Genomic DNA, 13,034 nt, shown 5'->3' with positions numbered 1-13,034 from the left:
ACGTGCGATGGTATCAGCGGGGATATCGGCATATGTGGAACGCTCAGGGTCAAGCGCGTAAGTGCCGTCCTCCTGGCGAACCATGCGGGCAGAAACAGGAACATGGCAGCAGGTAGAGCTATTCTTTTTCACCAACCGCCACCTCCTCTTCCAGAATCTCGCGTGGATCCACCCCGAGCGCTTTTGCGATTTTGCCTGTCGTTTTTGGCGTAATAGAACGACCATATGCTGCGCGTTTCACGGTGTTCAGCGGTATGCCGGACTCTTTAGAAAAATCTGAAATGTTCATACAGGAGCGGGCTAAGTACAGATAAAAATTACCTCGGTTCAACTTCATAGTGAATTCCTCCTATCATATCAAATTTCAGACCAAATACTTTTCAATACAGATACTTTCTTGGTCTACGTGCATTGTAGCACCTTACAGACCAATTGTCAACCTTAAAAAGATATTTTTTTGGTCTATTTTTTGCTAAAAAAAACTTAGTTGGCTTTCTTGGTGTATTGTGTTATAATTCAAAAAAGAGGTGAGTTCATGACTACAGGTGAGCGCATACGTGCCATAAGGAAAGAAAAGGGTATGACACAAAAGCAGGTTGCAGACAAGTGTGGAATGGCTGATTCTGCGATAAGAAAATATGAATCAGGCACAGTTCAACCTCGAGATGTGACTTTAGAGAAAATAGCTTCTGCTCTGGATGTTCCTGTTTATGAGCTAATAGAAATTCCTACTAGGCTGACTTTTTCTTCTTATAAGAATTTGCTTGAATCGCAGAAAGAGTGGAATTGCATTGAAAATGTTACAGGTTTAATGTTGCTTATGAATGAGAATGCGCAAAAAGACATTCTCTCTTTTGCTCATTTACTTGCGAGAATACCACAAAATCGCAAAGAAGCCATTAAATTGCCAAACGTGGAAAGGCTTCTTGATTTTCTTTGTCGTGCAAGTGTAGAAACCTGTAATTCAACGGACAAAGCAGTTGGATTATTGTTAGATGCATATAATCATAACTTAGCATCGGCTATTGAAAGAGCTGGTTCACCGCTTGATAAACTGTTATTGTATATTGAACAACAACCAGAGAGCGAAAGAGACACATTAATTATGCGTCTTGCAGATATGTGGAATATAACGAATATACCATCATCACTTGATGTAAAAGACCTTCCTCGTTATATTAAAACAGAATACTCTCTATTGCATAAAGAAGAGAAAAAGATAATAGATAAAGCTCTTGCACAATTTTTAGAAGAAATAAGCAGATGACAGTTTCTTTGTAGAGGAAGTGATTGTTTGAATCACATATCCACCGCTGCAATCTACGCTCGGTATTCCTCGGACAAGCAAACAGAGGACAGTATAGAAGCCCAGGTGCGGACCTGCAGGGAATACGCCGCGAAACATGAGCTTCAGGTGCTGGAGGTTTACGCCGATGAAGCCATAAGCGGGAAAGGTGCGAAAACCGCCAGCCGGATAAAATACCAAAAGCTCTTGCGGGACGCCGACAAGGGCTTATTTGATACCATTCTCATTCACAAATATGACCGTATTGCCCGAAACCTGGGGGAACACGTCAATCTGGAGAAGCGCCTGAACGATAAGGGCGTGAAGCTGGTAGCCGTGGCGCAGGATTTTGGCACGACCAACGAAGCAAAGATCATGCGCGCCCTGATGTGGAGCCTGTCGGAATACTATATTGACAACCTGGCGTCCGAAACAAAGAAAGGCTTGAGGGAAACAGCCCTGAAAGGGCTGCACACCGGGGGCTACCCGCCTTTCGGTTATGACGTGGTAGAGCAGCGCTATGTAATAAACGAGCTGGAAGCCGCCTATGTTAAGAGGATTTTCAGCGCCGCTCAGGAACGTGTCGGGTTTACAGAGCTCCTTCGGGAAATGCAGGAACGGGGAATCTGCGGGAAACGGGGAAAAACCATCAAATACACGCAGATTTATGAAATGCTGAGAAACGAGAAGTATACAGGAGTGTTCCTTTACACTCCCGATGAGGAAAAGGACAGGGCAGATCGGCGCGGAAAGCCGAATGCCATCAGAATAGAAAACGCCCTGCCGGCAATCATTGGCAAGGCGCAATTTGCGGAGGTGCAGAGAATTATGACAGAACGGAAGCAGACAGGGAAGAAAGCCGGTTATTTGTGCAGCGGGTTGGTCTATTGTGAATGCGGAGCGAAAATGCACGCGCAGAAGTCTGAGCGTAAGGGGCATACCTACCATTATTTTGTCTGTTCCGCAAAATGCGGTGCTCCGGCAGTGCATATGGAAGAGGTGGATCGTGCGGCAGTCAAATATCTGCACGAGCTTCTTTCCGAAGAAAACCAGAAAGTCATTTCAGACGCTCTCCGAAAATATCGGAATGGGGAGGGCTCACGCATGGAAGAATTTAAGGCGGTGCTGAAGAAGCGCATTTCCGAAAAGCAGAGAGAGTATGATTCGCTGATGAAAAACCTTTCCACCGGGGAACTGCCGGGTGAGGTCGTTGCGGATATTGGAGAACAGATGAAAGCGCTGAAAACAGAAATAGCGGCTCTGCAGGAGACAGAGCCGCCGAAGGATTTTACAGTGGAACAGATCCGGGCGTGGCTGGAATCTATCAAAGCCGTTCCCGATGAGAAGGCTGTGCACCTCTTGATTGACCGCATAGACATAAAAAATAAGACCGAATTCAACATACAGAGTACATTGAATACGGTCTTAGGGGAAAATGGTTGCGGGGGCAGGATTTGAACCTACGACCTTCGGGTTATGAGCCCGACGAGCTACCGAACTGCTCCACCCCGCGATATTTTGCTGTCTTTTAGGATAGCTTATTTAATATAGCACACTTGATTGAAAAATGCAAGGGTTATTTTTTGTCGAATGAAATTTTCTTTGCAGATTTTCTGTTTCGGCGCTGAAACAGGGGAAAAGGAGAAAGAAATCCTTATCTGAGAATTTCTTTGAACAGCGATGCTGCTCCTGCGCTTTTAATTCAAAAAGTAAGCAGAAGAAAATGGGAAAAAGGGCTGGAAAGACGGGACGAAGCCGCGTCTGTAAAAAAGATATGAGGAAAAAGAGGGCGGGATCCCCATTCCCCTCTTTATTTTTTTTCTTGTTTCGTCTATAATAGAAAACGCCGGGGCACGGAACCGTGCTCCGCGGAAATGAGAAAATAGAGGAAAGGGCGATATCCATGACAGAAGAATATACGATCCCTCTTGCGAAAATCGTTCGGGAACTGGCGCTGCAGGAAATTTATCTGCCGAAAAGCGCCGAGGAAATTTTGATAAATTCCAAGGACGTGAACCGTCCTGGTCTGGAGCTTAACGGCTTTTGCGATTATTTTGACTCTCACCGCATCGCGATCCTGGGGCGTTCTGAAATGGCGCTGCTGGAATCCTGGGGCGGGGAAAAGCAGGCGCAGGCTATCGAAAACTTCTTTGCGCTCCAGCCGCCTGCGGTGATCGTCGCCCGGGGGATCGAAATTCCAGGCTGTATGCGGCAGTCGGCGGAAAAGCACGGCGTCCCCCTGCTGCTGTCCGGGGACTCCACCTCCAACGTGGTGGCGGACCTGGTGTCGCTGCTGAACGTGGAGCTTGCCCCCAGGATCACCCGGCACGGCGTGCTGGTGGAGGTTTACGGCGAGGGTATCCTGCTGGTGGGCGACAGCGGCGTGGGCAAGAGCGAAACCGCCATTGAGCTGATCAAGCGCGGGCACCGCCTGATCGCCGACGACGCCGTGGAGATCCGCCGCACCTCCCGAAAAGCCCTTGTAGGGCAGGCGCCGGAAAATATCCGCCATTTCATCGAGCTGCGCGGCATCGGCATCATCAACGCCCGGCGTATTTTCGGTATGGGTGCCGTCAAGCTGACGGAGAAAATCGACATGTGCATCAATATGGAATTATGGGACGCCACCAAGGTTTACGACCGCATGGGTATCGACAGCGAGTTCACGGAAATTCTGGGGATCCGCGTGCCGGTGATCACCATTCCCGTGAAGCCGGGCAGGAACCTTGCCATCATCATCGAGGTCGCCGCCATGAACAACCGCCAGAAGAAAATGGGCTATAACGCCGCGCAGGAGCTGCTTTCCAGCCTTGGTATGGACATGGCTGACCTGCAGGGCACGGACATTCGCAAGGACCTGGATATTTAGCGCTTTGCCGGGCGGTTCCCGGCAAAATATTTTAGACAGAATACATTTCACCTGTAAGCACATATTTTTAGAGGACCTGTCTGATGGAGAACGCTGAAAAACGGGGGGATTTTTTGACACTCGACTATACAGAGCTGGACAAAGCCGCGGCAGAGCTGCACTGTGCCTTGTTACAAAATGAGCCGATGAGCCGCCATACCACTTTTCGTATCGGCGGGGAAGCCGACCGATTCCTCACGGTGGAAAATCAAAACCAGCTTACGGCGCTGCTCGGCGTTCTGCGGCAAAAAGACCTTCCGTGGCTGCTGCTGGGGAACGGCTCGAACCTGCTGGTGTCCGACGAGGGGTTCCGTGGCGCGGTGCTGGCTTTAGGCGGGGAGTTTGCCAAGCTTCAGCTGCTGCCCGACGGAAAGACTGTTCGCGCCGGGGCGGGGGTCATGCTGGCTTCCCTCTGTGCCTTTGCCAGAGACAGGAGCTTGACCGGGCTGGAATTTGCGTGGGGCATTCCCGGCTCGGTGGGCGGCGCGGCATACATGAACGCAGGCGCCTACGGCGGCGAGATGAAGGACGTGGTGAAAGCGGTCACCCATCTGACCCCGGGGGGTGAGCTCGTTACGCTGCCCCGGGAAGCTTTGGAGCTTTCCTACCGCCATAGCCGCTATACCGGCGGAAAGGATATCATTTTGTCGGTAGACTATGAGCTGGAACTGGGAGACCCGGCGGAGATCGCCGGAAAAATGGAGGAACTGATGGGGCGCAGGAAAGAAAAGCAGCCCTACGATATGCCCAGCGCCGGAAGCGTGTTCAAGCGCCCGGCAAACGGCTTTGCCGCCGCCATGATAGAGGAATGCGGGCTGAAAGGGAAGCAGATCGGCGGGGCGCAGGTCAGCCCCAAGCACGCGGGCTTCATCGTCAACACCGGCGGCGCCACCTGTAAGGACGTGCTGGAGCTGATCGGGCTGATCCAAAAAACGGTGGAGGAACGGACCGGCACAAGGCTGGAATGCGAGGTCCGCATGACAGGGCAGGCTTGAAAGGGCGCTATTTTGATTTGAGGGAGAAAGGAAAATTCATGGAATTTGTAATTGTAACAGGGCTTTCCGGGGCGGGCAAGACCCGCGCCATGCACGCCATGGAGGACATCGGCTTTTTCTGCGTGGACAATCTGCCCCCGGCGCTGATCCCCGTATTTTACGATCTGTGCATCAAGTCTGAGGGGCTGCGTAACCGCGTCGCTGTGGTGACAGATACCCGGGGCGGCGAGCTGTTCAAGTCCTTTTTCACCGCCATGGAGGCGCTGAAACGGGACAAGAAGCCCTACAAGATACTGTTTTTGGACTCTTCCGACGCCGTGCTGGTGCGCCGGTTCAAGGAGACAAGAAGAAAGCACCCCCTGTCCGACGACCTGAACGGCTCGCTGGAGCAGGCGGTCAGGCTGGAGCGGGAAATGCTGAAGCCTGTGAAAGAGTGCTCCGACTATGTGATCGACACCTCCGGCGTATCTCCCGCCCAGCTGAAAACAAGGATCAGCGAGCTTTTCCTGAACAGCCCCGGGGATTCCCTGTCCGTTCACTGTATCAGCTTCGGGTTCAAATTCGGCATTCCCATGGAATCCGATCTGGTGTTTGACGTGCGCTGCCTGCCGAACCCCTTTTATGATGAGGAACTGCGCCCCCAAACCGGGCTGGACGCTCCTGTGCGGGATTTTGTGATGGAAAAGGAAGAGACGGCAGGGTTCATTTCCCGGTTCACGGATATGGTGGATTATCTGCTGCCCCTGTACAGCAAGGAGGGGAAAAGCCAGCTTGTCATCGCCGTGGGCTGTACGGGCGGACACCACCGCTCTGTGGCGCTGGCGCAGTATATGTGCGATTATCTGGGCGCGAAAGGTGTAAAGACCAGCGTGACCCACCGGGATATTCAGAAATATTAGGGGACAGTACAATGGTGTGCGTTTTGGTAACGGGAGCTCCTGCCACGGGAAAGAGCACGCTGGCTGCCGCGCTTTCCAAAGAGCTTGGGTTCCCCATGTTCTCCAAGGACAGCGTGAAAGAGCTGCTGTTTGACACGGTCGGGTTCCGCTCCCGTGAAGAAAAGGTGGCGCTGGGCAGGGGCAGCATGGAGATACTCCTGTATTGTGCGGAACAGGTGCTGGCGCTGGGGCAGTCCGTCATTCTGGAAAATAATTTTGAAAATGATTCCAAGCCCGGTCTGCTTGCCCTGCTGGAAAAATACTCCTGCCCCACCGTGACGGTAGCGCTGACCGGCGACCATGAGGTGGTCTACCGGCGGTTCCTTGCCCGGGAAAGTTCTCCCCAGCGGCACAGGGGACACGTGGTCAACACCTGTTTTCCCGAGCCGGAGGGAGAGAAGCCGCCCTATGTACCGATGAGCCTGGAAAAGTTTGTGGAGGGCTTTCATCGGCGGGGCATGGATACCTTTACTGTGGGCGGACCCCGCATCACAGTGGACGCGACGGACTTTTCTGCGGTGGATCATCATGCGATAGCCCAGGAAATCCTGAGGCTTTGCGGGACAAAGTGAGGGAACGGAACATGTCATTTTCCGGCGATATCAAGGCGGAGCTTTGCAAAATAGAACAGAAGCGGGACTGCTGCCGAAAAGCGGAATGCTACGGGCTGTGGCTGTTTTCCAAATGCTTTTCCCTGCGGGAGACCGCCTATGTCACGGAAAACGGCGGCGTTGCCCGGCGAATGCTGGAGCTGGCGGCGGAGGTCGCCGGGGCCGGCGGGGAGCTGAGCTATGGCGTCAGCCGCCGGAAAAAGCCTGCGTACCGCGTTTCGCTGCAGGACGGGGATTCCCGCCGCCGGCTGCTGGAGACCTTTGGGCACACCGGGGAGGAGACCAGCCTGCACATCAACCGGGCGGTGCTGGAAAACGACTGCTGCCAGGCGGCGTTCCTGCGGGGGGCGTTCCTGTCCTGCGGCACGGCAACCGACCCGCAGAAGGAATATCATCTGGAATATGCCGTACCCTATCAGAAGCTGGCAAACCAGCTCTATACGCTGCTGTGCGAGGTGCCGGCGTTTCAGGTAAATCCCCTGCTGGCGTCCCGAAAGGGCAGCTATGTGGTGTACTGGAAGGAAAGCGGGCAGATCGAGGATTTGCTTACGTTCCTGGGGGCGGCTGGGGCTTCCATGGAGCTGATGCAGGTGAGAATGTACAAGGAAGCGAAGAATAATATCAACCGCAAGGCAAATTTTGAGACCGCCAATATGGACAAGACCTATTCGGCGTCTGCCCGGCAGATCGCGGCGATCGCGGCTTTGAACGATACCGGGGAACTGGAGCTGCTGCCCGACGGGCTGAAAGAGCTTGCCAGGCTGCGCCTGGAAAACCCGGAGATGACCCTCCGGCAGCTGGGGGAGACCCTGGGGATCAGCCGCAGCGGCGTGAACCACCGCCTGCAGCGCCTGCTGGAGCTGGGGGAGCAGAAGCTGGAGCAGGGCAAGGAAGCTATCCTGACGGAGAAGGACTAGCCCCGCCGCCGGAAACGGGCTTCCGGCACAATGGATACGGGGAAACAAGGAGCCGGGACTTCCGTACCGATTGGGCGGCAGCAGGGAAACGGCAAAGTACAGAAAGAGAAATGATTTGTTGGAATTATGGAAACTGAAATTATGTAAACATAAGTGCGGTAAACCGAAAAAGCTATTGCGAAATTACTGAAAAATTTCTGAGATTTGAAAAGCGTAGAATTCTGAAAGTAGAATTATGTATTCAAAATTATGTAAAGTAAAATTTGGAAATGCCATAGCGCTTTTCCTCTCTAAAGCTTTACAATTTATGTAAACCAGAATCGGGAATATTCCGGCAAATATTTGCAGGACAGTTTTGAAACTTGAATTATGTAAACTCAAAGTGTCCGTTTTTTGAAAAATGTGTGTGCTGTTATGGAATGTCATCTAAAAGTTATGTAAACTCAGATCGCCTGTATTCTGGAAATGCAGATACTACTGTAAAATGATGCACAAAATTATGTAAACCTAAAATCGGAAAAGTCTTGGAATAAAGCCAAAATTTTTAGAATTATGGAAACTCAATGAGACATAGCGGAAGTTTTTTACACTGGAAGCTTTCAGGTGTTTTTGGGCAATGCCGGACCCGGGGAGGGTCTGGAAAAAATATAATGGGGGGATTTTTTGATGAAACATTTTGTGCTCGCCTATGCCATGAACGATGCTCTGCCCACTTTCACAGAGGGAGATGTGAAGAAGCTGACCCACATCAACCTGGCGTTTGGATTGATTAAGGACGGGCTGCTGGACATGAACATGCTCACCCATCTGGACCTGCTGCCGCAGTTCAAGGGGTGGAACCCGGCGCTGCGCATCGTGCTGTCCGTGGGCGGCTGGGGCGCCGGAGGGTTTTCCACCATGGCGATGACCGCCGCCGGGCGGGAAGCCTTTGCCCGTTCCTGTATGGAGGTCGTGGAAAAATATGATCTGGACGGTATCGACATCGACTGGGAATATCCCTGCAGCGACCAGGCGGAGATCGACTGCGACCCCGCGGATAAGGAGAATTTCACCCTGCTGCTCCGGGAACTGAGAAAGCAGCTGGGGGATAAGAGCCTGTCCATTGCCGCCGGGGCGGGAGAGTATTTCATTCAGGGTACGGAGATGGACAAGGTAGCGGAGGTCGTGGACTATGTGCAGCTGATGACCTACGATATGTGCGGCGGGTTCTCTCATCGGACGGGTCACCACGCGGCGCTGTATGCCACAGCGGGGGACGACAGAATGGTGAATACAAAGGATATCGTCGCCCTGTTCCACAGCGCCGGGGTGCCCCTTTCCAAGCTGGTGGTGGGGGCGGCGTTCTACTCCCGCCGCTGGACCGGGGTGAAAAGCGGCGAGAACCACGGGCTGCTGCAGGAAGCGGAAAGCATAGGCATGGGCGGCCTGCGGTACAGCGAGATCACGCCGGAATTTATAGAAAAGGGCGGCTTCACCCAGTATTGGGACGAGGACGCGCAGGCAGCCTTTCTGTGGAACGGCTCCGAGTTTGTCAGCTTTGAAAGCCCCCGGGCAATCGCCCTAAAAACTGCCTTTGTCAAGGAAAAAGGGCTTCTGGGCATCATGTATTGGGAGCACGGCTGCGACAGCACCGGGGAGCTGCTGGACGCCATTCACCGGGAACTGACCAAATAAGAAAAACGCTCTGCCGGGGCAGGAAAGGAAGTGCTTTTGCCTATGGCGTTCGTCCACTTACATTTGCATACGGAATACAGCCTGCTGGACGGCGCCTGCCGCATTGAGCGCCTGCTGGACAGAGTGCAGGAAATGGGACAGACAGCGGTGGCAATCACCGACCACGGCTGTATGTACGGCGTGATAGAGTTTTACAAGGCGGCAAAAAAGCGGGGGATCAAGCCGATCCTCGGCTGCGAGGTCTATGTTGCCAAGCGCAGCAGGCTGGACAAGGTCCATGAGCTGGACAGCGAGAACCGCCATTTGGTGCTGCTCTGTGAAAATGAGGTCGGCTACCGCAACCTGATCGCCATGGTGTCCCAAAGCTGGACAGAGGGCTTTTACAACCGCCCCCGGGTGGATTTTGAATTGCTGGAAAAGCACCACGAGGGCTTGATCGCCCTGTCCGCCTGCCTGGCAGGGGAAATCCCCCGGGCGCTGATGAGGAATGATTATCAGGGCGCCAGGGAAGCCGCGCTGCGGTACCGGGATATTTTCGGCGCGGAAAATTTCTTTTTGGAATTGCAGGACCACGGGCTGGAAAACCAACATTATGTAAACCCGCAGATCATTCGCCTTTCCCGGGAAACAGGGATCCCGCTGGTGGTGACAAACGACTGCCACTACATCGCCAAAGAGGACAGCGAAATGCACCATATCCTCATCTGCATTCAGACCGGGCGCACGGTGGAGGATCAGGACACGCTGGAATTTGGCTCGGACGAATTTTACGTGAAAACTGAGGAGGAAATGAGGAAGCTGTTCCCGGAGCTGCCGGAAGCCGCCGACAATACGGCGAAAATCGCGGAGCGCTGCAACGTGGAGATAGAGTTCGGCAAGACGAAGCTCCCCCGCTTTGACACGCCGGACGGCAGCGACAGCAGGACCTTCTTTGAGCGCCTGTGCTTTGAGGGGCTCCGCCGAAGATACGGGGAAGCCCCGGAGCAGAGCTTAGTTGACAGATTGAACTATGAGATTTCCGTGATTTCTCAGATGGGTTATGTAAACTACTACCTGATCGTCTGGGATTTTATCCGCTATGCCAGAAGCGTGGGCATTCCCGTGGGACCGGGCAGAGGCTCCGGCGCGGGGAGCCTTTGCGCCTACTGCGTGGGGATCACCAATGTGGACCCCATTCGTTACGGGCTGATTTTTGAGCGGTTCCTCAATGCCGAGCGGGTCAGCATGCCCGACTTTGATATCGACTTCAGCGACGAGCGCCGGGACGAGATCATTCAGTATGTGCTGGACAGGTACGGCGCGGACCACGTGGCGCAGATCGTCACCTTCGGCACCATGGCTGCCCGGGGCGCTTTGCGGGACGTGGGCAGGGCCATGGCGATCCCTTATAACAAGGTGGACGTGGTGGCAAAGCAGGTGCCGATGGAGCTGGGCATCACGCTGGACGCCGCCCTGAAAAATTCCCAGAGCTTCCGGCAGATGTATGAAACCGACGACCAGGTGAAGTCCCTTGTGGATATGGCGCGGAAGCTGGAGGGAATGCCCCGGCACGCCTCTACCCATGCGGCGGGGGTGCTCATCACCGACAAGCCTGTAACGGAATACGTGCCGCTGGCGAAAAACGACGACGTGGTGGTGACCCAGTTCACCATGACCGCCATCGAGGAGCTGGGGCTGCTGAAAATGGACTTCCTGGGGCTGCGGAACCTTTCCGTGATCGACAACGCCCAGAAGCTGATCCAGCGGAGCGAGCCGGAATTTTCCATCGAGACCATTCCCAGCGATGACCCGGCGACCTTCCGTATGCTGGCATCAGCGGACTCCGTGGGCGTGTTCCAGTTTGAGTCCGGCGGCATGAAGCGGCTGCTCATGCAGGCGGAGCCGGAAAGCATTGAAGACCTGATCGCCATTATTTCCCTGTACCGCCCGGGACCCATGCAGTTTATCCCCATGTACGTGGAAAACAGGAAGCACCCGGAAAAGGTGGTGTACCGCCACGAAAAGCTCCGTCCGATTTTGGACGTGACCTACGGCTGTATCATCTATCAGGAGCAGGTCATGCAGATTTTCCGGGAGCTTGCCGGGTATTCCCTGGGCAGGGCGGATATCGTCCGCCGGGCAATGGCGAAGAAGAAAAGGGACGTGCTGGAAAAGGAACGGCAGATTTTCCTGAACGGGCAGCGCCGGGAGGACGGCTCCTGGGAAGTGGAGGGCTGCCTGAACCGCGGGGTGGACAGGGAAACAGCGGAGGAGCTGTTCCGGGAGATCGAAAGCTTCGCGTCCTATGCCTTTAATAAGTCCCATGCCGCCTGCTATGCCATCGTCGCCTATCAGACCGCGTACCTGAAATGCCACTATCCCCGGGAGTATATGGCCTCCCTGCTGTCCAGCGTGCTGGGCTGGACGGGGAAGGTGGCGGAATATATGGAGGAATGCAAGCGGCTGAAAATTTCCGTGCTGCCGCCCCATGTCAATGAAAGCGGCGCCGGGTTCACCGTGGTGGGGGAAAATATCCGCTACGGTCTGCTGGCGGTGAAAAATCTGGGCAGGGCCGTTATTGCCCGCATGGTGGAGGAGCGCCGCCGGGGCGGGAATTTTACCTCGTTCTACAGCTTCTGCAAGCGCATGGCGGGGAAGGACCTGAACCGCCGGGCGATCGAAAGCCTGATAAAATGCGGCGCGCTGGACGGGCTGGGCAGCAACCGCCGGGAAATGCTGCTTTCCGTGGAGACGGTCTTGGAGCTGCTGGAAATGGACAAGCGGCGGAACATCGAGGGGCAGATGGGCTTTTTCGACGCCCCGGAGGCGGAGGAAAGCGGAGAGCCGCCCTTGCAGACTGCCGAGGAATTTTCCGTTTCCGACCTGCTTGCCATGGAAAAGGAAGTGACCGGCATGTACTTGTCCGGGCACCCCATGATGGGTTACAGCAGCCTGTACCAAACGGGCGGCTATGCCCGCAGCGACCAAATACAGGCAAGCGCCGCCGGAGAAGCCGACAGCTACCGGGACGGGCAGCAGGTCGTCCTGCTTGCGATGGTCAGCGAGCTTCGGAGAAAGTCCACCAAAAACGGGGGAACGATGGCGTTCCTCACGCTGGAGGACATGTATGGCGCCATGACGGGGCTGGTGTTTTCCAAAACGCTGGAGGAGTTCGGCAATCTGCTGGAAGTGGGCGCTGTGGTGGAGGTCGCCGGGAAATTGAGCTTTGTGGAGGACAAGGAGCCGGAGCTGGTATGCAGCCGCTTTGCCCCGCCGGGCAGCCTTGCCGGAAAGGGAAAGCGGTCTGTGCCAGCCGCCGATGGCGAACCCCAGAAGCCCGCGGGCAGACCGGGGCTGTATTTGAAGCTGCCCTCCAAAAACGCTTGGGAATATGAGAAAGCCATGCAGTATCTGGCAATTTTTGACGAGGGCAGGACGGACGTGTACCTTCTGTTCCAGGATTCCGGCAAGCTGATGAAAGCGCCCGCCCGGTACAGGACTGACGTGAACGATGTGCTCCTTCTGGCGCTGCGGCGGCTGCTGGGAGAGGAAAACGTGGCGCTGCGGCGCTGAACAGCGGAATGCGTTTCCCTTTGAAACCTTCCGATAGAGCGGAAGGTTTCAAAGGTTCGCCGGAAAATCTTTCGCGGAACCTCTTGATAAATTTTTCCTGTTTGGTATAATACTATTAAACATATCAAAAATGGGTCAGTCTGGGTGGACAGGC

The 13,034-nt window shown here is 54.4% G+C and carries 10 protein-coding genes and 1 tRNA gene; 9 read left to right on the top strand and 2 right to left on the bottom strand.

Annotated elements, in window-relative coordinates; genetic code table 11:
- Positions 1-118 precede the first annotated feature (118 nt).
- On the bottom strand, positions 119-337 hold the full coding sequence (locus AB8996_RS07405) for a helix-turn-helix domain-containing protein (RefSeq protein ID WP_369298339.1): 219 nt from the start codon (positions 335-337) through the stop codon (positions 119-121).
- Between the two features lie 198 nt (positions 338-535).
- Here AB8996_RS07405 and AB8996_RS07400 point away from each other — a divergent pair, with 198 nt between their 5' ends.
- Together AB8996_RS07400 and AB8996_RS07395 are read left to right on the top strand one after the other, a co-directional pair.
- Positions 536-1,267, top strand: coding sequence for a helix-turn-helix domain-containing protein (locus tag AB8996_RS07400; RefSeq protein ID WP_369298338.1), 732 nt, complete (start codon positions 536-538; stop codon positions 1,265-1,267).
- A gap of 27 nt (positions 1,268-1,294) precedes the next feature.
- A complete protein-coding gene (locus AB8996_RS07395) occupies positions 1,295-2,743 on the top strand; it encodes a recombinase family protein (RefSeq protein ID WP_369298337.1) in 1,449 nt (482 codons plus the stop codon).
- Here the strand turns inward: AB8996_RS07395 and AB8996_RS07390 are convergent.
- Positions 2,722-2,798 (bottom strand) — tRNA-Met (locus AB8996_RS07390). The two genes, AB8996_RS07395 and AB8996_RS07390, sit on opposite strands and share 22 nt — an antisense overlap.
- Positions 2,799-3,188: 390 nt before the next feature.
- Here AB8996_RS07390 and hprK point away from each other — a divergent pair.
- The 7 genes from hprK to AB8996_RS07355 all read left to right on the top strand — a co-directional run bounded on the left by hprK (position 3,189) and on the right by AB8996_RS07355 (position 12,880).
- Entirely contained in the window at positions 3,189-4,154 is a 966-nt protein-coding gene (hprK, locus tag AB8996_RS07385; protein WP_369298336.1) for an HPr(Ser) kinase/phosphatase, read from the top strand.
- A gap of 113 nt (positions 4,155-4,267) precedes the next feature.
- Complete coding sequence (gene murB, locus AB8996_RS07380) at positions 4,268-5,188, top strand: UDP-N-acetylmuramate dehydrogenase (protein ID WP_369298335.1); 921 nt, start codon at positions 4,268-4,270, stop codon at positions 5,186-5,188.
- 38 nt (positions 5,189-5,226) lie between these two features.
- Positions 5,227-6,087, top strand: coding sequence for an RNase adapter RapZ (gene rapZ / locus AB8996_RS07375; protein WP_369298334.1), 861 nt, complete (start codon positions 5,227-5,229; stop codon positions 6,085-6,087).
- A gap of 11 nt (positions 6,088-6,098) precedes the next feature.
- On the top strand, positions 6,099-6,698 hold the full coding sequence (locus AB8996_RS07370) for an AAA family ATPase (RefSeq protein ID WP_369298333.1): 600 nt from the start codon (positions 6,099-6,101) through the stop codon (positions 6,696-6,698).
- 11 nt (positions 6,699-6,709) lie between these two features.
- Entirely contained in the window at positions 6,710-7,654 is a 945-nt protein-coding gene (whiA, locus tag AB8996_RS07365) for a DNA-binding protein WhiA (protein WP_369298332.1), read from the top strand.
- Positions 7,655-8,320: 666 nt separating this feature from the next.
- Complete coding sequence (locus AB8996_RS07360; RefSeq protein WP_369298331.1) at positions 8,321-9,328, top strand: glycoside hydrolase family 18 protein; 1,008 nt, start codon at positions 8,321-8,323, stop codon at positions 9,326-9,328.
- Between the two features lie 42 nt (positions 9,329-9,370).
- Positions 9,371-12,880 carry a DNA polymerase III subunit alpha gene (locus tag AB8996_RS07355; RefSeq protein ID WP_369298330.1) on the top strand — a complete coding sequence of 1,170 codons (3,510 nt, stop codon included), beginning with the start codon at positions 9,371-9,373 and terminating at the stop codon, positions 12,878-12,880.
- Positions 12,881-13,034: the final 154 nt, after the last annotated feature.

Origin of the sequence: uncultured Neglectibacter sp. (genome assembly GCA_937958185.1) — a bacterium.
GTDB lineage: Bacteria > Bacillota > Clostridia > Oscillospirales > Acutalibacteraceae > Acutalibacter.
The sequence above is the reverse complement of the archived record's forward strand: the minus strand, read 5'-3'. Positions and strand labels throughout refer to the sequence as shown.

What these genes read in the sequence shown, in the direction of transcription:
- AB8996_RS07400 (WP_369298338.1), top strand. Translation starts at nt 536, where the DNA reads ATGACTACAGGTGAGCGCATACGTGCCATAAGGAAAGAAAAGGGTATG.
- rapZ (WP_369298334.1), top strand. Translation starts at nt 5,227, where the DNA reads ATGGAATTTGTAATTGTAACAGGGCTTTCCGGGGCGGGCAAGACCCGC.
- AB8996_RS07355 (WP_369298330.1), top strand. Translation starts at nt 9,371, where the DNA reads ATGGCGTTCGTCCACTTACATTTGCATACGGAATACAGCCTGCTGGAC.
- whiA (WP_369298332.1), top strand. Translation starts at nt 6,710, where the DNA reads ATGTCATTTTCCGGCGATATCAAGGCGGAGCTTTGCAAAATAGAACAG.
- AB8996_RS07405 (WP_369298339.1), bottom strand. Translation starts at nt 337, where the DNA reads ATGAAGTTGAACCGAGGTAATTTTTATCTGTACTTAGCCCGCTCCTGT.
- AB8996_RS07360 (WP_369298331.1), top strand. Translation starts at nt 8,321, where the DNA reads ATGAAACATTTTGTGCTCGCCTATGCCATGAACGATGCTCTGCCCACT.
- hprK (WP_369298336.1), top strand. Translation starts at nt 3,189, where the DNA reads ATGACAGAAGAATATACGATCCCTCTTGCGAAAATCGTTCGGGAACTG.
- AB8996_RS07370 (WP_369298333.1), top strand. Translation starts at nt 6,099, where the DNA reads ATGGTGTGCGTTTTGGTAACGGGAGCTCCTGCCACGGGAAAGAGCACG.